At 65.3% G+C, this 20,055-nt stretch carries 19 protein-coding genes; 4 read left to right on the top strand and 15 right to left on the bottom strand.

Annotated features, from left to right (window positions below; genetic code table 11):
- Positions 1–494 precede the first annotated feature (494 nt).
- The gene (locus EC845_RS03990) at positions 495–1,592 is read right to left on the bottom strand and encodes an NAD(P)/FAD-dependent oxidoreductase (protein ID WP_233597922.1); all 1,098 of its coding nucleotides are present in this window, start codon (positions 1,590–1,592) and stop codon (positions 495–497) included.
- A gap of 214 nt (positions 1,593–1,806) precedes the next feature.
- On the opposite strand from EC845_RS03990, the gene EC845_RS03985 reads away from it, so the two are divergent.
- The gene (locus EC845_RS03985) at positions 1,807–2,427 is read left to right on the top strand and encodes a phosphoadenosine phosphosulfate reductase family protein (RefSeq protein WP_123295890.1); all 621 of its coding nucleotides are present in this window, start codon (positions 1,807–1,809) and stop codon (positions 2,425–2,427) included.
- Between the two features lie 13 nt (positions 2,428–2,440).
- Here the strand turns inward: EC845_RS03985 and EC845_RS03980 are convergent, their stop codons facing one another.
- Entirely contained in the window at positions 2,441–3,247 is an 807-nt protein-coding gene (locus tag EC845_RS03980) for a sulfite exporter TauE/SafE family protein (RefSeq protein WP_123295889.1), read from the bottom strand.
- Positions 3,248–3,351: 104 nt separating this feature from the next.
- On the opposite strand from EC845_RS03980, the gene EC845_RS03975 reads away from it, so the two are divergent.
- Entirely contained in the window at positions 3,352–4,137 is a 786-nt protein-coding gene (locus EC845_RS03975; RefSeq protein ID WP_123295888.1) for a helix-turn-helix transcriptional regulator, read from the top strand.
- A 171-nt stretch (positions 4,138–4,308) separates the two neighbouring features.
- Here EC845_RS03975 and fdxA read toward each other — a convergent pair whose 3' ends face one another.
- The 10 genes from fdxA to EC845_RS03925 form a co-directional block, all read right to left on the bottom strand.
- Positions 4,309–4,644: a ferredoxin FdxA gene (gene fdxA / locus EC845_RS03970; RefSeq protein WP_123295887.1), complete on the bottom strand. Its 336-nt coding sequence runs from the start codon at positions 4,642–4,644 to the stop codon at positions 4,309–4,311.
- A gap of 183 nt (positions 4,645–4,827) precedes the next feature.
- Positions 4,828–6,090: a sulfate adenylyltransferase subunit 1 gene (locus tag EC845_RS03965; RefSeq protein ID WP_233597921.1), complete on the bottom strand. Its 1,263-nt coding sequence runs from the start codon at positions 6,088–6,090 to the stop codon at positions 4,828–4,830.
- Positions 6,091–6,149: 59 nt separating this feature from the next.
- Positions 6,150–7,094: a sulfate adenylyltransferase subunit CysD gene (cysD, locus tag EC845_RS03960; RefSeq protein WP_123296350.1), complete on the bottom strand. Its 945-nt coding sequence runs from the start codon at positions 7,092–7,094 to the stop codon at positions 6,150–6,152.
- A gap of 131 nt (positions 7,095–7,225) precedes the next feature.
- Positions 7,226–7,642 (bottom strand): DUF934 domain-containing protein, encoded by a 417-nt coding sequence (locus EC845_RS03955; RefSeq protein WP_199739719.1) that lies wholly within the window; start codon positions 7,640–7,642, stop codon positions 7,226–7,228.
- The gene (locus EC845_RS03950; RefSeq protein ID WP_123295886.1) at positions 7,639–9,420 is read right to left on the bottom strand and encodes a nitrite/sulfite reductase; all 1,782 of its coding nucleotides are present in this window, start codon (positions 9,418–9,420) and stop codon (positions 7,639–7,641) included. Before EC845_RS03950 ends, EC845_RS03955 begins: the two co-directional genes overlap by 4 nt.
- Positions 9,421–9,684: 264 nt before the next feature.
- Positions 9,685–11,763: an EAL domain-containing protein gene (locus tag EC845_RS03945; RefSeq protein ID WP_158615608.1), complete on the bottom strand. Its 2,079-nt coding sequence runs from the start codon at positions 11,761–11,763 to the stop codon at positions 9,685–9,687.
- A gap of 395 nt (positions 11,764–12,158) precedes the next feature.
- Entirely contained in the window at positions 12,159–12,929 is a 771-nt protein-coding gene (locus tag EC845_RS03940) for an ATP-binding cassette domain-containing protein (protein ID WP_123295884.1), read from the bottom strand.
- Positions 12,930–12,990: 61 nt separating this feature from the next.
- Complete coding sequence (gene modA, locus EC845_RS03935; protein ID WP_123295883.1) at positions 12,991–13,770, bottom strand: molybdate ABC transporter substrate-binding protein; 780 nt, start codon at positions 13,768–13,770, stop codon at positions 12,991–12,993.
- 16 nt (positions 13,771–13,786) lie between these two features.
- Positions 13,787–14,476: a molybdate ABC transporter permease subunit gene (gene modB / locus EC845_RS03930; protein WP_123296348.1), complete on the bottom strand. Its 690-nt coding sequence runs from the start codon at positions 14,474–14,476 to the stop codon at positions 13,787–13,789.
- 243 nt (positions 14,477–14,719) lie between these two features.
- The gene (locus EC845_RS03925; RefSeq protein WP_123296347.1) at positions 14,720–15,067 is read right to left on the bottom strand and encodes a winged helix-turn-helix domain-containing protein; all 348 of its coding nucleotides are present in this window, start codon (positions 15,065–15,067) and stop codon (positions 14,720–14,722) included.
- 169 nt (positions 15,068–15,236) lie between these two features.
- On the opposite strand from EC845_RS03925, the gene pssA reads away from it, so the two are divergent.
- Together pssA and EC845_RS03915 are read left to right on the top strand one after the other, a co-directional pair.
- Positions 15,237–16,040 carry a CDP-diacylglycerol--serine O-phosphatidyltransferase gene (gene pssA, locus EC845_RS03920; RefSeq protein ID WP_123295882.1) on the top strand — a complete coding sequence of 268 codons (804 nt, stop codon included), beginning with the start codon at positions 15,237–15,239 and terminating at the stop codon, positions 16,038–16,040.
- A gap of 291 nt (positions 16,041–16,331) precedes the next feature.
- Positions 16,332–17,477, top strand: a complete 1,146-nt coding sequence (locus EC845_RS03915; protein WP_123295881.1) for a D-alanyl-D-alanine carboxypeptidase family protein — start codon at positions 16,332–16,334, stop codon at positions 17,475–17,477.
- A gap of 54 nt (positions 17,478–17,531) precedes the next feature.
- Here EC845_RS03915 and EC845_RS03910 read toward each other — a convergent pair whose 3' ends face one another.
- The 3 genes from EC845_RS03910 to aat form a co-directional block, all read right to left on the bottom strand.
- Positions 17,532–18,320, bottom strand: coding sequence for an IclR family transcriptional regulator (locus EC845_RS03910; RefSeq protein ID WP_123295880.1), 789 nt, complete (start codon positions 18,318–18,320; stop codon positions 17,532–17,534).
- Between the two features lie 90 nt (positions 18,321–18,410).
- Positions 18,411–19,160, bottom strand: coding sequence for an arginyltransferase (locus EC845_RS03905; RefSeq protein WP_123295879.1), 750 nt, complete (start codon positions 19,158–19,160; stop codon positions 18,411–18,413).
- A 62-nt stretch (positions 19,161–19,222) separates the two neighbouring features.
- A complete protein-coding gene (gene aat, locus EC845_RS03900; RefSeq protein WP_123296346.1) occupies positions 19,223–19,990 on the bottom strand; it encodes a leucyl/phenylalanyl-tRNA--protein transferase in 768 nt (255 codons plus the stop codon).
- Between the last annotated feature and the right edge of the window lie 65 nt (positions 19,991–20,055).

Below are 20,055 nucleotides of genomic sequence, written 5' to 3'. Positions count from 1 at the left end.
TGGGGGGGCGCGTGGCAGGGCGAAGGCGCTGCGCCGCGGGATGCCGCAGTGCGAGGGGGCAGAAGAAGTGGGCGTGGACAGCGTTGCCGAGGGCACACGGCCTGTCGATGTACCGGGCCTGGGCCGGCACAGTGGCCATGCCCGTCAGCAGCGGTCGCTGCGCATGCGGGCGTCGGCGGCTTGTGGCCTCGACTGTTTCAGGGTGCGGTTGCATGGTGGAAATAATTCCTCAAGGACGTTGTTATCAGTTGTCATACACCTCGAGAGTGAATTATCCGAAATGGCCGATCCGCTGCGATTGGTAGTTACCATGAGCCAACCACCGCAAGTGCAAAACATGCTGTTTTACGGTGCGCATTGTGGTGCCGCAGGCGAAATGCGCAGGGCCGTAATCGTGCTGTAAGAAGCTGGATGCAAGCAAGCCAACTTGTATGATGACTTGTGTGTCGGTGCGGCGACAAATGGGCCTCCCGGCCCGTTGCCAGACGTCTGCTTCAGTCGTCGAACCGGGGTGTCTCCACCCCCAGGATCTGGTGCACCTTGGTGCTGGTGGTGGTGTACTGAAGCAAGACCCGTTTGTCCGGAAAGACGATCGGCGCGGCACCGTAGGCCGCCAGGGCGCATTCGTGAAAACCGCTGAGGATGAGTTTTTTCTTGCCCGGGTAGGTGTTGATGTCGCCCACGGCAAAGATGCCGGGCACGGAGGTCGAGAATTTCTCGGTATCGACCATCAACTGCTTTTTCTCGATATCCAGGCCCCACTCCGCGATGGGACCGAGCTTGGGGCTGAGGCCAAAGAAGACCAGCAGCACATCGAGCGGGACCTGCCGCGTCACGGCATCGGGGCCGGTGACCTTGATGTGCGTGAGCCGTCCGCCGGTGGCTTCGTAGCCGGTGATCTGGCCGACCACGAACTGCATCTCCATCGCTTCGCACAGCGCCCGCATGCGCGCGACGGTGGCCGGTGCGGCCTGGAAACCGTCGCGGCGGTGCAGCAGGATGACGCTTTCCGCCTTGTGGGGGCCGTCCTGGGCGAAATGCAGCGTCCAGTCGAGTGCCGAGTCGCCGCCGCCCACGATGACGATGTTGCGGCCGGCGAAATCGGCAGGGTTGCGCACCCGGTAGAACATCTGGCTGTCCTCGAAGCCGTCCATGCCGTCGACCCGCAGCCGCTGGGGCTGGAAGGCCCCCACGCCTGCCGCGATGAACACGGTCTTGGCAATGAAGGCCGTGCCCTTGCCGGTCACGATGTCGAAACGGCCATCTTCACGCTGTTGAAGTTGCTGGACCTCTTGCCCGAGGTGGAAGGTCGGGGCGAAGGGTTCGATCTGCTTGAGCAGGTTGGCCGTCAGTTCGCGGCCGGTGCAGACCGGCACGGCGGGAATGTCGTAGATGGGCTTGTCCGGGTAGAGCTCCATGCACTGGCCGCCGGGATAGGGCAGGGCGTCGATGACGTGGGCCCTGATCTCGAGCAGGCCGAGCTCGAAGACCTGGAACAGGCCGACGGGACCGGCACCGATGATGACCGCGTCGGTCTCGATGGGGGCCGAGGAAGCTTGGACGGAAGCGGGCGGGGGCGTGACGGGACTCAAGGCGGCGGCTCGTGATGGTGGGCGGTGGGGTGGACGGCGTGCCGGGCGGTGCGGGGCAAGCGGCGGCAGACCTGCGAGCGTAGCAAAAAACAAGGACCTGCTGCTCTTGCGGTCATGGGCCTGCTCGAGCCTTCGGCAGCGGGTGCGCTTGGTACCATCGTGTCCTGGGCGTATGCGAGCGCCATCCATCCGAACAATACCTTCGATCTCCCCCATGAGTCTTGATCTTTCCGCCATCAACGCGCAGTACGGCCGCGATCCGCAGCAACTCGTGGCCTGGGCCCTGGGCCTGGGCAAGCGCGCCATCTGCACGACCAACTTCCGCCCCTACGAGGCGGTCATCCTGCACATGGTCACGCGGGTCCAGCCCGACCTGCCCATCGTCTGGATGGACAACGGCTACAACACCGAAGCCACCTACCGTTATGCCGACGAGGTCACCCGGCAGCTCGGCCTGAATCTGTCGATCTACCTGCCCAAGCGCTCGCGCGCGCATCGCGAAGCCATCGACGGACCCCTGCCCGGACTGGACGATCCGCGCCATGCCGCCTTCACCGAAGAGGTCAAGCTCGAGCCCTTTGCCCGTGCGCTGCGCGAGACCGCCCCCGAGGTCTGGTTCACCGCTCTCCGCGCCACCGACACGGCCGTGCGTGCGCAGATGGATCCTGTGAGCATCAATCCCGATGGGCTGATCAAGGTCGCTCCGCTGCTGCACTGGACGTCCCGCGAGCTCTACGCGTATCTCAAGGAACACCAATTGCCGGACAACCTCGACTACTACGACCCGACCAAGGGCGAAGACCATCGCGAGTGCGGCCTGCATCTCTCGCACTGAGCCTGCCGGATCGTCACAGCGCCAGCATGACGATCAGGATCAGGCCCAGCAACCCGAGATACACCCTGGCGTGAAGCGCGTCGGGGATGCGCCCGATCCAGGGCGCCGCCAGCCGGATGCCCAGCCATGACCCGGCGGCCAGGGCCAGGAAGGCCCGGAGATCGATATAACCGGCGTGCCAGGGACCCAGGGACGTGGGCTCTCCGGCGAGCAGCATGTAGGTCGCGGTGCCGGCGACCGCCATGGGCAGCGACAAGGGACTGGCCATGGCCGTGGCTGCCGTCATGCTGGCACCCCGCCTTCGCATCAGCGGTACGGTCATCACGCTGCCCCCCACACCCAGCAGGGCCGAGACGCAGCCGATGAGCAGCCCGGCAGCCGCCGTGAGCGTCCGGCCCATGGGTCTGATCGACGGCCGCGTTTGGTGCATGAAGCCGGGCCGCAGGAAGGCATCGAGCAGGCTGACCGCCAGGTAGGCCATGAAGGCCCATTTCACCCGGTCGCCGCTCAGGGCCAGTGCCGCGGCCGCGCCGCCGATCGCACCCAGGCCGAGATAGACGCTCAGCGGCCGGACTTCATGCCAGGGCACGGTCTTGGCCCGGTGATGGCGGAGCGTGGCCATGCCCGCGCCGAAGACCATGACGGCCGTCGAGGTGGCCACGGCAATGTGCATGGCGGCGTTGGGCTGCCCGAGGTCTGCCGCCGGCGTTGCCGTCAGCACGGCGTAGAGCAGCGGCACGATGACAAAACCGCCGCCGAAGCCGAACAGCACCGTGGTGATGCCAGCCAGGCAGCCCGCGAAAAGCAAAAGCGTGTACATCGCGTGTCGTCCCGAATCCAAAACTGCACGATAGACTGCGCGTTGGTGGCCTGCATTCGTCGATTGGCCAATCATGTTCGCATTTCGGCCAAGAGGATCGCGCCATGCTCAACACCGCTCTGCAGTCCGTCGATGCCGTGGCACGTCCGCTGATCGCGATCGGCACCGACTATCCCGCCGGAACCCTGCTCGATACGCACACCCATCGCCGCGCGCAACTGCTGTACGGCATGACGGGCCTGATGGAGGTCGAAACCGACGATGGGGCGTGGGTCGTGCCGCCGTTCAGCGGTGTGTGGATTCCGGCCGGGCACCGGCACAAGGTTCGCATGCAAGGCGTCAGTACGCGGAGCGTGTACATCGAACCCGATGCGGCGCCGCGTGCGGCCACGGGCTGCGAGGTCCTGAGCATCTCGCCCTTGCTGCATCAGCTGCTGCTGGCTTCGGCAGGCATTGCCGCGCTGTACGACGAGAACGGGCGCGACGGGGCCGTGGTGCAGCTCATCCTGCATGAACTGCGCACGGCGCCGACCTTGCCGCTGTTCGCGCCCGTTGCGCGCGATGCCTCGTTGGCCGCGCTGTGCCGGGTGTTCCTGAGGCAGCCCGACATCCGGTCGGCGCCACAGGCCTGGGCCAGGGACACCCACCGGAGCCTGCGTACCTTTGCCCGGTTCTTTCGCCAGCAGACCGGCCTGTCCTTCGGCGAGTGGCGGCGGCAGGCCTGCCTGTTGGCGGCGCTGTCCAGGCTGTCGGCAGGGCAGTCCGTCACGCAGGTCGCACTCGAGCTGGGCTACGACAGCCCCGGGGCTTTTTCGACCATGTTTCGCAAAGCGCTGGGAAAGTCACCGTCGGACTTCATCCGTGCGTCTGCGGCACCGGGTTCCGATTGACGGCATCTCGTGTGCAGCCGGGAGCCGCGAACCTTATCGCAAAACAAAAAAACCGCAGGCACCCGGTCGGATGCTGCGGTCGTTCGGGTGCGTGGTCATTCGGGGAATGCACCCTGCTCCCCGGCTTTGCCAAGAGCGACACCCTTCGGGCGTGTCGCGCCGGCGCCTTGTTCAGGCGTCGCGAATCAGCTCGTCGATCTTGCCGGGCTTGCCGTTCCACTCGTCGGCATCGGGCATCGAGTCCTTGCGGCGGGTGATGGTTTTCCAGCCTGCGGCGCGAGCGAGCTCGGCGTTGATTTCGATGAAAGCGAGCTGATCGGCCGGCAGATCTTCTTCGGCGAAGATCGCGTTGGCCGGGCACTCGGGAATGCAGACGGCGCAATCGATGCATTCGTCCGGATCGATCACCAGGAAGTTGGGGCCTTCGCGGAAGCAATCCACGGGGCAGACATCAACGCAATCGGTGTATTTGCACTTGATGCAGTTTTCGGAAACGACGTGAGTCATGGCTGAAGCTGTAGAGACGTATGTGTATCGTGGGGCCGGGCCGTCTTGTTGCGCGCGGTACGGGCCAAACGAACGATTTTAAAGAGTTTCGCCGTCTAGGCTCGGCACAGGTGGCAGCTGTAGGGTCTTGTGTGGCGTACGCCCCATGGAACGTGGCCGGGCATGGTGGCCCGGCTCCGGTTTTTACAGTGCCAGCAGTGCGCCGGCGGTGCGGTGGCTGGCGGTGTCGACGAGCACCAGCGAGCCCAGCGCCCGCGATTGCGTGTAGGGCCGGGTGGCCAGGTTTTCCTGCAGTGCCAGTTCGATTTCACCGATGGCATTGGCGGGCAGCTCGGTGGCGTCCTGGCGTTCGAGCGTGTGCACGTCGAGGCGGTGGACGATGCGCTGGACCTTGGCCTTGACCCAGCGGTGGCCGTGCAGGGCCCAGTAGACGCGGCCGGGGACCAGCGGCTGGTCGTCGAGCCAAGCCACGGTCGCCCGCAGCGTGCGGCTGGGTTCGTAGCCTTGCGGTGCCAGCAGCCAGTCGCCGCGCGAGATGTCGACTTCGTGGTCGAGCACGATGCCGGCGCTCTGGCCAGCCGCGACGTCATGGGGCTGGCGGACATGGTCGAGCACTTGTGCGATCACGGCCTGCTGCCCGCTGGGCAGAACGGCAATGGGTTGGCCGATGCGTGCCGTGCCTGCGGCCACGCGGCCCCAGTACACGCGGCGGCCTTGCTGGGTTTCCGCAGAATCCGAGAACTTCTCGACCCACTGAACCGGGAAAGCGAAAGGCGCGTCGGCTTCGGCCGGGGTGTTGGGCAGGGCCTCGAGCACCTGCAGCAGGCTGGGGCCCTCGTAGCCGGCCCAGCCGGGCTGGCTGTCGACCACGTTGTGGCCCTTGAGTGCCGACACGGGCACGATGGCGTGCACCGGCATGCCGGCCTGTTCGGCAAAGGCTTGGAGAGCCGCAGCGATATGGGCAAATGCCAGTGCCGGATCGGCGACGGCATCGAGCTTGTTGACGGCAAACACGATGGACGGCACGCGCAGCAACTGAGCCAGCAGGCTGTGGCGGCGGGTCTGGGGCAGCAGGGCCAGGCCGGCCGATTGCCAGTCGAGCTTGGTGGCATCGACCAGCACCACGGCGGCGTCGGCGCTGGAGGCTGCGGTCACCATGTTGCGGGTGTACTGCTCGTGGCCCGGTGCATCGCCGATGATGAACTTGCGCTGGGCGGTCGAGAAGTAGCGGTAGGCCACGTCGATGGTGATGCCCTGTTCGCGTTCGGCGGACAGGCCGTCGGTGAACTGGGCCAGATCGGCTTCTCCGCTCTTGGAGACATTGGCGAGCTGGTCCTGCAGGACGGAGCGGCTGTCGACCAGCAGGCGGCCGATCAACGTGCTTTTGCCGTCATCGACGCTGCCGCAGGTGATGAAGCGCAGGGCGGCTTGTTGGGAGAGAGACATGAGGCGTGTTCCAACTGGGGTGGAGGGGGCGGAGAATGGCATGCGACCCGAAGGCCGCATCAGAAGTAGCCATCCTTCTTGCGTTTTTCCATCGACGCTTCGGAGGTCTTGTCGTCCATGCGCGTCGCGCCGCGTTCGCTGACATCGGCGGCCAGGGTCTCGATCACGATATCGGCCGGCGTGGCGGCCAGGCTGTCGACGGGGCAGGTGCAGGTGATGTCGCCGACGGTACGGAAGCGCACGTCGCGGGACTGCACGACTTCGCCGTCGCGGGCGGGGGTCAGCTCGGTCACGGGCACCAGCAGGCCCTTGCGCTCGACGATGTCGCGTTTGTGGGTGTAGTAGAGCGAAGGCAGGGCGATGGATTCGCGGGCGATGTACTGCCACACGTCGAGCTCGGTCCAGTTCGAGATCGGGAACACCCGGAAATGCTCGCCGGGTTGCAGGCGGGTATTGAAGAGCGTCCACAGCTCGGGGCGCTGGTCCTTGGGCTGCCATTGGCCGAAGCTGTCGCGGTGCGAGAAGATGCGCTCCTTGGCGCGTGCCTTTTCTTCGTCGCGACGGGCGCCGCCGATGAGGGCGTCGAACTGGAACTCCTCGATGGCTTCGAGCAGCGTGACCGACTGGTGCACGTTGCGCGATTCGTCCGGGCGCGCCAGGCGCACGGTGCCGCGCTTCATGGAGTCTTCCACGCTGCGCACGATGAGCTTGGCCTGCAGCTGTTCGGCACGCAAGTCGCGGAAGTCGGTGACTTCGTGGAAGTTGTGTCCCGTGTCGATCATCAGCAGGGGATAAGGGATGCGCCCCTGGCCGAAGGCCTTTTCGGCCAGCTTGAGCAGCACCAGAGAATCCTTGCCGCCCGAAAACAGCAGGGTGGGGCGCTCGAAGGCGGCCGCGACTTCACGCAGCACGAAGATGGCTTCTTCCTCGAGCGCATTCAGGTGCGTGTCGCTCAGCGCCTGGGCCGGAGCGAGCAGTTCGGCGGATTCGTTGCGGGCGTTCATGAGGCGGTGATCCATTCTTCAGAAAAACACGGGGCGATGCAGCGGCCTCGCATAGGCCGTGCGTCGCCGGAAACAAACGGGCGGTCGGGTCGTCAAGGGTGCCGGGCGATGGCCGCGGCACCCGCAGAGCTTCAGCTGCTGGCGTCGGCCAGCTCGCGCTTGAACACGGGGGTCAGAACTTCGGCATCGGCCTGGTAGAAGCCGCCGAAGCGTTCGAACTGGCGCTGTGCATCGGCGATATCGACACCTTCCTTGAGCACCGCGCTGGAAAAACCGGTGCGCTGCATCTGCACCAGTTGGTCGATCAGCACGTCGCCGGTGGCGCGCAGGTCGCCCTGGAAACCCAGCCGCCGGCGCAGCAGGTAGGCCTGGCTGTAAGCACGTCCGTCGGTGAAATTGGGGAAGTCCAGGTCGATGCGGTCGATGTCGGCCAACCGATCCTTCAGCGTGAACGGATCGGCGTCGTTGGCCAGGTGCACGATGCGCGGATCGTCCTGCGCAGGCTGATGGTCGGCCGTGGCCAGGATCTTGAGGTGCTGCTGAGTCACGAAACGGCCTCCTCGACCTTGAAGCGGGCGGAATTGCCGGCGGCCTTGAAGGGGTCCAGGCCGACGCGGCGCACGGTGTTGATGAACGTTTCGCCGTTCTCGCGGATGTCGCGGTAGGTGGTCAGCACGGCCTCGATGACGTCCGGCACTTCGGCGGCCGAGAACGACGGACCGATCGCCTTGCCGGCCACGGCGGGGCCGCTCAGGGCGCTGCCGTCGGCACCGCCCAAGGTGACCTGGTACCACTCCTTGCCGTCCTTGTCGACGCCGAGGATGCCGATATGGCCGCTGTGGTGGTGGCCGCAGGAGTTGATGCAGCCGCTGATGTGCAGGTCGATCTCGCCGATGTCGTCGAGTTCGTCGAGATCCTGGTAGCGCTCGGTGATGGCCTCGGCGATCGGCAGCGAGCGGGCATTGGCCAGGGCGCAGAAATCGCCGCCGGGGCAGGCGATCATGTCGGTGAGCAGGTGCACGTTGGTGCTGGCCAGACCGAGGTCGCGGGCGTCTTTCCAGAGTGCATGCAACTGGGCGACCGGCACCCAGGGCAGCAGCACGTTCTGGTCGTGCGTGACGCGTGCTTCGCCGCTCGAGTAGCGGTCGACCAGGTCGGCCACGGCGTCGAGCTGATCGGCCGACGCATCGCCGGGCGCCTGCAGGCGGCGCTTGAAGCTCAGCGTGACGGCCCGCAGCGCGGGGTTCTTGTGCGGCGCGGCGTTGCGCTCGACCCAGCGGGCAAAAGCCGGGTTCTCGGCCATGTGCTGGGCCAGCAGACGATGTGCGGCCTCGGTTTCCTCGGCGCTGCTGCGGGCGATCTCGGGTTCGGTGAAGAAGGCCTTCACGCGATCGAATTCTTCCTGCGGCACGGTGTGCGGGCCGCCGTCGATCTCGACGATCTGCCGGTACTCTTCCTCGACGTCGTCGATATAGGCCTGGCCTTCGGACTTGACCAGAATCTTGATGCGGGCCTTGTACTTGTTGTCGCGGCGACCGTAGCGGTTGTAGACCCGCACGATGGCCTCGATGTAGTTCATGATCTGGTTCCAGGGCAGGAACTCGCGGATCACGACGCCCACCACGGGCGTGCGGCCCATGCCGCCGCCCACGAAGACACGGAAACCGACTTCGCCGGCTTCGTTCTTGATCACGTGCAGGCCCACGTCGTGCCAACCGGTGGCCGCACGGTCTTCGGTGGCGCCGGTGACGGCGATCTTGAACTTGCGGGGCAGGAAAGCGAACTCGGGATGCAGCGTCGTCCACTGGCGCAGGATTTCCGCGTAGGGGCGGGGATCCACGATCTCGTCGACGGCCACGCCGGCACGCTCGTCGGTGGTGGTGTTGCGGATGCAGTTGCCGCTGGTCTGGATGCCGTGCATGTTGACGCTGGCCAGCAGGTCCATCACATCGGCAGCCTTGGACAGCGGAATCCAGTTGAACTGCACGTTGGTGCGGGTCGTGAAGTGGGCGTAATGCGTCGGCAGGTAATGGGTACCGAGCTTGCCCTGGATATCCATGGCCTGTTTGTAGACTTCGGCTTCGGGCTCGTCGTACTCGCGGGCGATGCGGGCCAGTACGCGGAACTGGGCACTGCTGATCTCGCCGTAGGGCACGGCGACGCGCAGCATCGGTGCGTAACGCTGGACGTACCAGCCGTTCTGCAGGCGCAGCGGGCGGAACTCTTCTTCCGAGATCTTGCCCGACTGCCAGCGCTCGAGCTGGTCACGGAATTGCGCCGCGCGGTTGTGCACGAACGCATGGTCGAATTCGGTGTACTGATACATGTTTCTGTGGGGTTGCTGCTCAGGCGGCACAAACGATCCGGATCACCGGATCATTGCGGCCCATCGCTGAGCGTGTAGGAACTGTAGTAAAAATTCATATTGGAGCAAACTATTATTTTATTTTGGATATATGTTTAGCAGCTATATGAGCTTGACTGAGCCCGTCGGGCTCTGCAGGTTTCAGGCATCCCGGCGTTGCGGATCGCCTGCAGCCGAGCGGTCGCTGGCCGGCTCGTGCGGCCGGACCCGGGCATGGCCCTTCTCTCAGTGGGCAAGCACTGCCGCCAGTTCGTCCGGGTGGCCCAGCAGATAGCCCTGGACTTCGGCGCAGCCTTCGTGGCGCAGCACCTCGATCTGGCCCCGGGTCTCGACGCATTCGGCCAGCACGGGCATGCCCAGGCTGCGACCGAGGGCAATGATGGCCCGCACGATGTCCTTGGCCTGCAGGTTGCTCTCGATCTCGTTGACGAAGCTGCCGTCGATCTTGATCTTGTTGAAGGGGAAGGAGCGCAGCGTCTGGAACGACGAGTAACCGGTGCCGAAATCGTCGAGGGCGATGCTCACGCCCAGCTCGCGGATCCGCTGCAGCACGCTCAGCGCGCGGCTGGTGTCGCTGATGATGGCGGTTTCGGTCACTTCGAGTTCGAGCAGATCGGGCCGCAGGCCGGTGTCGCGCAGAACCTGGCGCACCTTGTTCACCAGATTGGTGCTGACGATCTGGACCGGGGACAGGTTGATGGCGATGCGGTGGTTCAGCGGAAAAGCCGTGGCCTGTCGGCAGGCGGTCTCGAGCACCCACTCGCCGATCGGGATGATGGCGCCGCATTCCTCGGCGATCGGAATGAAGGTGGCCGGCGAGATCAGCCCCAGCGTCGGGTGACGCCAGCGCAGCAGCACTTCGTAGCCCGTGATCCGATCGTGCACCAGTGAGCGCTGCACCTGGTAGTGCAGGAAGAACTGCTCTTGCTCGATGGCGACCCAGATGTCCTTGGCCAGGGTGCGCCGCGCGCGGGCCGCTTCGTCCATCTGCGCTTCGTAGAAGCAGACTTTTTCCTCGATGGCGGCCTTGGCGCGGTACATGGCCAGATCGGCGTTGATCAGCAGCTTGTCGCGGTCGACGGTGTCGGCCGGGTAGACGGACACCCCCAGCGAGGCGTCGAGAGACACCACCAACCGGTCGATGTCGACCTTGGTGCGCAGCGCGGTTTCGAGCCGGTGGATGAAGTCGTGCAGCGCATCGGCTTTGGTATAGACCTTGAACGCCGCGAACTCGTCGCCGCCGAACCGTGCCACGAACTCGTCGTCGCCCGCCAGAACGGCGGTCATGCTCTGGGCCAGCTGGCGCAGCACCTTGTCTCCGATCGCGTGGCCGTAGGTGTCGTTGATTTCCTTGAAGCGGTTGAGGTCGAGGTTGATCACCGCGAGCGAATCGCCCGGGCGTTGCGCGAGGGCTTCGAGCCGCTGGTCGAGCCTTTGCAGAAAGCTGGCCCGGTTGGGCAGCCCCGTCAGCGCATCGTGGCTGGCCATGTACGACATCCGGGCCTCGGATCGCTTGCGCTCGGTGATGTCCTCGGCCACCGTGACCCACGATCCATCGCCGATGGGACTGTGGCTGATGCGGATGACCCGGTCGTTGGCGTACTGCCGGAGGATCTCGCCGCCTTCGGGTTCGGTCACGATGGCGCGGTGTGCCTGGTAGAGCTCCTCGATCTCGGCGGGCTGTATGGCGCGGTCGGCGTGACGCCAGGACAGCACCAGACGACAGAGCTCGCGCAGCGACTTGCCGCGGAAGTCGACGGTTTCCGGTGCGCCCAGAATGCCCGGCAACTTGTTGTTGTGCAGGATCAGGATCTCGTTTTCGTCGAACAGCGCCAGTCCACGCGCCATGTGCTCGAGAGCCAATGCCAGGTTCTTCTGCACGGTTCGCAGTTCCTCGGCTGCCTCGCGCTGCGTGGTGCAGTCGCGCGTGATCTTTGCAAAACCGATGAACCGGCCGTCGTTGTCATGAATGCGGTCGATGATCACATGGGCCCAGAACGCGCTGCCGTCCTTGCGCAGACGCCAGCCCTCGGCCTCGAACCGTCCTTGCGACTGGGCGGTGGACAGCCCTTTCTGAGGCAGTTCGCGCGCCCGGTCTTCGGGGGTATAGAACATGCCGAAATGGTGGCCCATGACTTCGCCGGCCTCGTAGCCCTTGAAGCGGCGGGCACCGGCGTTCCAGCTCATGACCCGTCCGTTCGGGTCCAGCATGTAGATCGCGTAGTCGGTCACGCCTTGCACCAGCAAGCGGTAGGACAGTTCCTGGTGAGCGCCGGGCAGGCTGCGGTTGGTCTGGTCGGACATAGATCTTGATGGCACGCGGCAGCAGGCGCCGTCTGTGAAAGACAGCGGCTCTGACGACCCGCAAGCATGCGGCAGCCACCGCGTCATGCGGTACCTGGCCGGTGCCTGTTCCCCCTGTTGATTCAAATTCGAGCGGTGTGCACCTGCCCGGCCTCGTGGCGCGCGAAACGCGGCCCACGAGGCCGGGCAGGCGTCGCGATGCGCATGTTATATCGGCAAGGCCGCGCGGGACTTGAGTGCCTTGCTCCGAACCTTGAGATTGCAGGGATTTGCCGCAAACAAACAACGCCGCCGGCCCGCCGGGAGTTCGTGGCGTCCGCAATCCACCCGTATCTCTTGCGCAACCCGCACGGGCAGCGGGCGAAAACGACGGGCCGACCGGTTGCTGAACCTGGCTAGGCGCCCAGCAGTCGCTTGAGTCTCTGCTGATGAGGCGTGAGCGGCGCAGAGGCCGGCTGGGTGGCGGCGAGCAGGCTGTGGCTCTCGGCAGTGTGCATGTCGATCCGGCTGACTGCGCGGCCGTTCTCGAACAGGAAAGTGGTGTCGGCCAGCGCGAGCACATCGTCGATGTCGTGCGAAATCATGACCACCGGGATATCCCACTGCCGGCGGACCTGTGCCAGTTCACGTCGCATGGACTGGCGCAGCATGGGGTTGAGAGCCGAGAAGGGCTCGTCGAGCAGCAGCGCACGGGGCTGCGTGGCCAGCGCCCGAGCCAGTGCGACCCGTTGTTTCTGCCCCCCCGAGAGCGTCCCGGGCCGACTGTCGGCCAGGGCGGTCAGGCCGAACCGCTCGAGCAGTTCGTCGGCACGTGCGCGCGACTCGGGCGACGGTCGGCGGCGCAGCCAGGACGTCAGTCCGAACACCACGTTCTGGCGCACCGAGAGGTGGGGGAACAGGGCGTAGTCCTGGAACAGGTAGCCCAGTTGCCGCTGCCGGGGTTCGAGCCAGATGCGCTGGCGGGTGTCCACCAGCGTGCGATCGGCCACCCGGATGTGGCCGGCGGTCGGCCGCAGCAGTCCGGCCATGGCCTGCAGGGTCAGCGTCTTGCCCGAGCCGGAAGGCCCGTAGAAGGCGGTGAAGCCTGCTGGACTCTGCAAGCTGACATCCAGGTCGAAGGAACGATGGGCATCGCCCACGGCCAACTGGATATGCAGGTCGATCATGGGACCGCCGGGCAGGGACGACGGGCCGGGGGCACGTTCGAATGACGCACGAAGCAAGGCATCAGGGTTGGCCGAAACCGTATTGATCCAGCACCTGGCGGGCGGCGGGCGTCGCCAGGAAGGCGATGAAATCCTTGGCCAGTTGTTTGTTGGCGCTGTCCGTGGTGGCGGCGACGGGGTAGGTCACCGGCGTGTGGCCGGTCGCGGTCAGCACGATCTTGATCTTGTCGCCTGCCGTCGCGGCATCCGTGCGATACACGAAGCCGGCTTCGACTTCGCCCCGGCTCACGTAGTCGAGAACCTGGCGGACGCTGTCGGCCTGCACGAACTTCGGCGTCAGGGGCGTCCACAGTCGAGCGGCTTCGAGCGACTGCTGGGTGTAGCGGCCAGCGGGCACCGAGGCGGGCTTGCCGATGGCGATCTTCTTGACCGACTCGCCGGTCAGGTCCTGCAGGGTCTTGAGCTTCAGGCCTTCCTGTGCGGGCTCGATCAGCACGAGGGTATTGCGGGCGAAATCGACACGCGTGGCGGGGTCGAGCAGCTTCTGTTCCACGCCGCGGTCCAGGGTGGCCTGATCGGCGCTGGCCAGCACGTCCACGGGTGCGCCTTGGCTGATCTGCTGCAGCAGCGTGCCCGATGCGGCGAAGTTGTAGCGGACGGTCACGCCGGGTTTGCCGGCTTCGAATTGCGGCGCCAGCGCCTTGAAGGCATCGGTCAGGCTGGCTGCGGCCGACACGGTGAGCTGCTGGGCCGAGGCTGCGCCCGCCAGAGCCAGGGTCGCGATGAATGTGGCGGCCAGACGGGCGAGAGGGGCCAGGCGGCGGGTACGGGACAGTGTCATGGGATCAAGCTCCGGATCAACGGTTGGACAGAAAACGGTTCGACGCCACCAGGATCACGATGGACAGCACCGAGGTGACGATGACGAGCAGCAGCGCCAGATCGTCCTGGCCGGCCTGCACGGCGTCGTAGATGGCCATGGACAGCGTCTGGGTATGCCGGGGGATGGAGCCGGCCACCATCAGCGAGGCGCCGAATTCGCCCATGGCGCGAGCGAAGGCCAGCAGCATGCCGGCGAGGATGCCGGGCCAAGCCAGCGGCAGCGTCACGCGCAGAAACACCGACAGGCGGGATTGCCCCAGCGTGGCGGCCGCGGCTTCGAGGGTGCGGTCGACGCCGGCAAAGGCGGACGAGGCGGATTTCAGCACCAGGGGCAGGGCGACGATGGTCGAGGCCACGACCGCGCCATGCCAGCTGAAGATGATGGTGTAGTCGAAATGCTCGCGCAGCCAGCCGCCGATGGCGCTGCGCCGGCCCGCCGCGACCAGGATGGCGTAGCCCACGACCGTCGGGGGCAGCACCAGCGGCAGCATAAACAGCGCCTCGAGAACCTGACGGCCGGGGAAACGCTTGCGGCCGAAGAGCCAGCCCAGCACGATTCCGAGCAGCAGCGCCGCCAGGGTTGCCACGCCGGCGACCTTCAGCGAGAGCCAGAGCGGCGACCAATCCGTGGCGTGGAGCGTGTCGGACCACGCGGTTGTATTCATCGGTATATAGAGGATGGCGAATCGCAACCTGCGGGACATCGGCAGGTCGTCCGGATCGATGCCGTGCCGGCACGCATCGAACGCAGCCATGTATTCTACAGAATATAACGGTGGTCGAACCCCAAGGGGCGGAGATGGTTGGGCGGCGTGCGGGGCAGGCCGGGCGGCGCCTGTGCGGTCCGCCGGTCGGCAGACGAATCGGGAACGCAGGCCTGGTTGGGGGTGACCGCAGGCCCGATCGCCTCAGGGGGCCAGCAAACGGGTCAGCGCCGCGATGTCTTCGGCCGCAGCCAGCCGCGCCGTCTGTTCGATCGACCGGTAGTGACGGACGATGTCGCGGCCGACATCGGTGAGCACCGTGCCTCCGCCATGGTTGCCGCCGGTGGCGGTCACCACGGCAGGTTGACGGAGTGCGCGGTTCATTTCGTCGATGAGCAGCCAGGCCCGTCGGTAGGACATGCCGAAATGCCGGGCGGCAGCGGAAATCGAGCCGGTCTGGGCGATGGCTTCGAGCAGGTCGATCTTGCCGGGCCCCATGGCGATCTGGTCGTCGCGCAGGACACGCAGGCGGAATTGGACTTTGGATGGCATGTTGGGAGCCGCATGTCGGGCAATCGAGGGCGTGACGCAATGATAGAAGAGGAATTCGTCCTGGCGTTCGGTCCCCTTGCTCTGACTTAAACTCATCCTTTCGGCCAGCACCTTCCAAGACCCGGCGGCAAGGCGGTCTTGGCCCCTCCTGTTCCTACTTCAACTGCCCATGCTCGATCCACAAGACACACCCGTCCGCGAGACCCCCAAGCGCCGCAAGGGCATCTATATCCTGCCCAATCTGTTCACGCTCGCGGCGCTGTTCGGCGGCTTCTACGCCGTCGTGATGGCCATGAACATGCGTTACGACCTGGCGACCATCGGCGTGTTCTGCGCCATGGTGCTCGACAGCCTCGACGGCCGGGTGGCCCGCCTCACCAATACCCAGAGCGCTTTCGGCGAACAGATGGATTCGCTGGCCGACATGGTGAGCTTCGGTGCCGCGCCCGCGTTGATCGCCTACGAATGGGCGCTCAAGGACCTGGGACGCTGGGGCTGGATCGCCGCCTTCGTGTACTGCGCCTGCGCTGCGTTGCGCCTGGCGCGTTTTAATGTCAACACGGGCGTGGTCGACAAGCGGTTCTTCCAGGGCCTGCCCAGCCCTGCCGCAGCCGCGCTGGTGATGGGTTTTGTCTGGCTCATGAACGAGGGCGGCATCGCCGGCACCGACGTCGAGTGGATCGTGTTCGCGCTGACGCTGTATGCGGGCCTGACGATGGTGACCAACGTGCCGTTCTACAGCTTCAAGGACGTGCACATGAAGAAGAGCGTGCCGTTCGTCGTCATCGTGCTGATCGCTCTGGCCATTGCCGTCATCAACATCGATCCGCCCAGCATGCTGTTCATGGTGTTCATGGCCTACGGTTTCAGCGGCTACGGCGTCTATCTCTGGCTCAAGCTCAAGGGCCGTCGCACCAGCCTGATCAGCATGTCGACGGACGAGCCGGAAGAGCGCGGACTGCACGAGGATTGAAGCCGAATTGCCGGCGAAGGCCTGAAGGCTGTATCCAACCACAGTAGAAAAAGGGATGCAATCCAGCAATTACGCCATTTGCTACACTTTTTTTCATATTTAATAAAGCCGCGCAAGTCTTTGATATTGCGCGGTTTTTTTTCTTTATATAAACTTCACTTCAGTTGACGTTTTAGGCATGCTTGCGCAATTCAATGGTTTTGCGCTAAGTCGTTGCCGTAAAAGGGTTTTTTGTTGTTTCCCGCCGGCAGTCCCCATGCCGGCTTTTTTCGCCAATCTGGAGCGCCTGCCATGCTTCGCCGTGATACCCGCAAGAGTGTGACCCGTTTCCTTGCCGTGACGGGCCTGGTGCTGAGTCTCGGGTTCGGCCTGTCGCACACCGCACAGGCTGCCGCCGCACAGACCAAGAAGCCGGTCGCCACCAGCAAAAAGAAGGCCGAGCCCAAGGCGACGGCCAGCCGCAGCAAGTCGACGGCCAAGAAGGCCACCGCCAAGGCTGCACCCAAGAAGGGCGCCTCGTCTGCCCGTGTCGCACGCAAGAACCCGCCCAGCAAAGGCAGCATCGCCAAGAAGGTGGTTGCCGCTGCCGTGGCGCCTGCCGCCAGCCTGTCGCTGGGCCAGGCCGCCGGCCTGCACGGTGCCCACGATCCGCTCGCCCTCAAGGCCAGCGTCGCGCTGGTCGTCGATCAGGACACGCACGAGGTGCTGTTCAGCAAGAACGATCAGGCCGTGCTGCCCATCGCCTCGCTCACCAAGCTGATGACCGGCCTGCTGGTCAGCGAAGCCGGGCTCGATCTGACCGAAGTGCTGGCCATCACGCAGGACGATGTCGACACGCTCAAGCATTCCTCCTCGCGCCTGCCCGTGGGAACACGCCTGACGCGTGGCGAGATGCTGCAGCTCGCGCTCATGAGCAGCGAGAACCGTGCCGCCCATGCGCTGGCCCGCACCCATCCCGAAGGCCTGCGCCGCTTTGTCGCCATGATGAATGCGCGTGCCGTCATGCTGGGCATGAAGGACACCCACTATGTGGAGCCCACGGGTCTGTCCAGCGAAAACCGCTCGAGTGCGCGCGATCTGGCCATCCTGGTCAATGCCGCCTACCGCGATCCCATGGTCAGTGCGATGTCGGTGACGCCCGACCACGAAGTCAACATCGGCTCGCGGACGCTGCAGTACAACAACTCCAACCGCCTGGTGCGTGGCGGCAACTGGGACATCGGTCTGCAGAAGACCGGCTACATCTCTGAAGCCGGGCATTGCCTGGTGATGCAGAGCCGCGTGGCGGGCCGCAAGGTCATCATGGTGTTCCTGGATTCGGGCCCCGGCCTGAGCCGCCTGGCCGATGCGCAGCGTGTGCGCCATTGGCTCGAAGCCAGCATCGATCACCGGGGCGGACAGATGCAATCGGCTCGCGCCAGCCTGAACGACAGTTGAGGCGATACCCGGGCGGGCGGGCGCGACAGCGATATCGCGCCGCCGCCGCAGGGCTCAGGCGGCTTCGCCCGATTCGTGACCGAGCGCGCGTGAAATCGTCTCTGCGGTGTGCTGGAGCTGAGCCAGCCATTTTTCTTCCAGCCGATCGGCCGGCGCCGAGATGGACAGGCCGGCGATCAGACGATGCTGGTCGTCGTAAATGCCGGCTGCGATGCAGCGCACCCCCAGTTCGAGTTCTTCGTTGTCGCGGGCCGTGCCGTACTGGCGTGCCTTCGACAGCTCGCGTTCGAGCGTGGCGAACTGGGTGATGCTGTTGTGGGTCTGGCCGGGCAGGCCGGTGCGGTTGGCGTAGGCACGCACCCGCTGGGGTTCGTCTGCCGCGAGGAACAGTTTGCCGACCGAGGTGAGATGCAACGGGGCGCGCGCGCCGATGGCTCGCACCACCTGCATGCCCGAGCGCTCGCTGTAGGCGCGCTCGATGTAGACGATCTCGTCGCCCTGGCGCACGCTGAGATTGACCGGCTGCTGGATGTGGCGGTGCAGTTCGCGCATGGGCTCGACAGCCGCGTCGCGTACGTTGAGCCTGGCCTTGACGAAATTGCCCAGTTCCAGAAGCCGCATGCCCAGACGATAGCTTCCGGCTTCGGGACGGTCGACAAACCGGCCGATGGCCAGATCGTTGAGGATACGGTGGGTGGTGGACGGGTGCAGGCCTGTCTTTTCGCTGATCTCCTTGAGGGAGATGGGCTCCTCGCTGTCGGCAAGCACATTGATCAGCGCAAACATGCGCTCGATCACCTGGATGGCGGGCGTGGTGGGCAATGGCCTGTCGGTTTTTTTCATTGTGAGGGCTCAGAGCGAAAGAGCCCGAATTTTATCCTATGAAATATCCTGTGCGGCAAGCGATCGAGCATGCTTGAATATTCATAGCATTTACCGCTCGTTTTTCACAACCTTTTTCCAGTTTTGGTCTATCAGGATCTCGTGGGGCAGAAAATGCGATTTGTACTGCATCTTCGGACTCTCCTGGATCCAGTAGCCGAGGTACACATAGGGCAGATTCATGCGTCTGGCCTGTTCGATCTGCCAGAGCACGTTGTAGGTGCCGTAGCTGTTCTGGCCGTCTGTGTCGTAGAAGGTATAGACCGCCGAGAGGCCGTCGCTGAGCACGTCCAGCATGCTGACCATGCGCAGGGTGCCGGGCGAGCCGTCTTCGGTGGGGTCGCGGAACTCGACCAGGCGCGAGTTGACGCGGCTCTGCAGCAGGAACTGGGTGTACTGGTCGATGCTGTCCTGATCCATGCCGCCGCCCGCGTGGCGGTTGTTCTGGTAGCGCAGGTAGAGCTGGTAGTGTTCGGCCACGAAGCCCAGCCGCAAGACCCGTGTGGTCAGTTGGCCATGCCGCGCATCGGCCCGGCGCTGGCTGCGCGTGGGCTGGAATTCGTGGGCGACGACACGCAGCGGCAGGCAGGCCCTGCAGCCGTCGCAATGGGGACGGTACGTGAACATGCCGCTGCGGCGAAAGCCCTGCGAGACCAGCCCCGAATACACATCGTTGTTGATGAGATGGCTGGGTGTGGCCACTTGCGAGCGCGCCTGGCGGTCGGGCAGGTAGCTGCACGGATAGGCCGCGGTCGCGTAGAACTGCAGAGCCTGGAGGGGCAGGTCGGTCAGGCGGGTCATCTGCGGGCAGGGGAAAAAAGGCTCTGGCCGGCAGCGGCGCCGTGGCCAGGGCCATCATGCGGTCAGCCCGCGTCGTCGGACGCGTGCAGTTGCTGCCAGTATACGGCGTCGAAGCGCCAGGTGGGTGGGGCCTTGCCGGTCGCGCCGTGCACCAGGGCCAGGAAATCGTCACGCGGCATTTCCCGGGCACCCAGCGAGGCCAGATGCCGGGTGTTCTGCTGGCAGTCGATGAAGTCGAGCGCGTGTGCGCGCGCGAAGGCCACCAGCGCGGCCAGCGCGATCTTGGAGGCATCGGTGCGGCGCGCGAACATCGATTCGCCGAACACCGCCTGCCCGATATTGACCAGGTACAGGCCACCGGCCAGTTGCCCGTCCATCCAGCATTCCACGCTGTGGGCCAGGCCGGCCCGATGCAGGTCGCCGTAGGCCTCGACGATGTCGGGCACGATCCAGGTGCCGTTCTGTCCCGCCCGGGCCATGCCGGCGCAGGCGCGGATCACCGCATCGAAGGCCGAGTCGAAGCGGATTTCGCAGCCGGGCTGCACCCTGAAGCGGGCCAAGGTCTTGCGCAGCGAGCGGTGGAGCCGGAAGTCGGCCGTGCGCAACACCATGCGGGGATCGGGGCTCCACCACAGGATGGGATCGCCCGGGCTGAACCACGGAAAGATGCCTTGGCCGTAGGCGAGGGCGAGTGTTGCGCTGTCGAGCTGCCCGCCGGCGGCCAGCAGGCCCGGCAGGGGCGCGTGCGCGTCCCATGCCAGACGAGGGGGAGGGAAGGCCTCGCCGGGCTGCAGCCAGGGAAGCGGGGCGACGGTCGGGGTTCTGCTCATGGGCGGGAAATACAAGCGAGCGGGTCGCACGGTCGGTCGAAAGCGTTCAGGCCGCCTGCCGATCC

This window comes from Comamonas sp. BIGb0124, assembly GCF_003752175.1.
Lineage (GTDB): Bacteria > Pseudomonadota > Gammaproteobacteria > Burkholderiales > Burkholderiaceae_C > Comamonas_F.
This window is presented reverse-complemented; position numbering and strand designations above follow the sequence as displayed.

What these genes read in the sequence shown, in the direction of transcription:
- EC845_RS03985 (WP_123295890.1), top strand. Translation starts at nt 1,807, where the DNA reads ATGAGTCTTGATCTTTCCGCCATCAACGCGCAGTACGGCCGCGATCCG.
- EC845_RS03980 (WP_123295889.1), bottom strand. Translation starts at nt 3,247, where the DNA reads ATGTACACGCTTTTGCTTTTCGCGGGCTGCCTGGCTGGCATCACCACG.
- EC845_RS03975 (WP_123295888.1), top strand. Translation starts at nt 3,352, where the DNA reads ATGCTCAACACCGCTCTGCAGTCCGTCGATGCCGTGGCACGTCCGCTG.
- fdxA (WP_123295887.1), bottom strand. Translation starts at nt 4,644, where the DNA reads ATGACTCACGTCGTTTCCGAAAACTGCATCAAGTGCAAATACACCGAT.
- EC845_RS03965 (WP_233597921.1), bottom strand. Translation starts at nt 6,090, where the DNA reads ATGTCTCTCTCCCAACAAGCCGCCCTGCGCTTCATCACCTGCGGCAGC.
- cysD (WP_123296350.1), bottom strand. Translation starts at nt 7,094, where the DNA reads ATGAACGCCCGCAACGAATCCGCCGAACTGCTCGCTCCGGCCCAGGCG.
- EC845_RS03950 (WP_123295886.1), bottom strand. Translation starts at nt 9,420, where the DNA reads ATGTATCAGTACACCGAATTCGACCATGCGTTCGTGCACAACCGCGCG.
- EC845_RS03945 (WP_158615608.1), bottom strand. Translation starts at nt 11,763, where the DNA reads ATGTCCGACCAGACCAACCGCAGCCTGCCCGGCGCTCACCAGGAACTG.
- EC845_RS03940 (WP_123295884.1), bottom strand. Translation starts at nt 12,929, where the DNA reads ATGATCGACCTGCATATCCAGTTGGCCGTGGGCGATGCCCATCGTTCC.
- modA (WP_123295883.1), bottom strand. Translation starts at nt 13,770, where the DNA reads ATGACACTGTCCCGTACCCGCCGCCTGGCCCCTCTCGCCCGTCTGGCC.
- modB (WP_123296348.1), bottom strand. Translation starts at nt 14,476, where the DNA reads ATGAATACAACCGCGTGGTCCGACACGCTCCACGCCACGGATTGGTCG.
- EC845_RS03925 (WP_123296347.1), bottom strand. Translation starts at nt 15,067, where the DNA reads ATGCCATCCAAAGTCCAATTCCGCCTGCGTGTCCTGCGCGACGACCAG.
- pssA (WP_123295882.1), top strand. Translation starts at nt 15,237, where the DNA reads ATGCTCGATCCACAAGACACACCCGTCCGCGAGACCCCCAAGCGCCGC.
- EC845_RS03915 (WP_123295881.1), top strand. Translation starts at nt 16,332, where the DNA reads ATGCTTCGCCGTGATACCCGCAAGAGTGTGACCCGTTTCCTTGCCGTG.
- EC845_RS03910 (WP_123295880.1), bottom strand. Translation starts at nt 18,320, where the DNA reads ATGAAAAAAACCGACAGGCCATTGCCCACCACGCCCGCCATCCAGGTG.
- EC845_RS03905 (WP_123295879.1), bottom strand. Translation starts at nt 19,160, where the DNA reads ATGACCCGCCTGACCGACCTGCCCCTCCAGGCTCTGCAGTTCTACGCG.
- aat (WP_123296346.1), bottom strand. Translation starts at nt 19,990, where the DNA reads ATGAGCAGAACCCCGACCGTCGCCCCGCTTCCCTGGCTGCAGCCCGGC.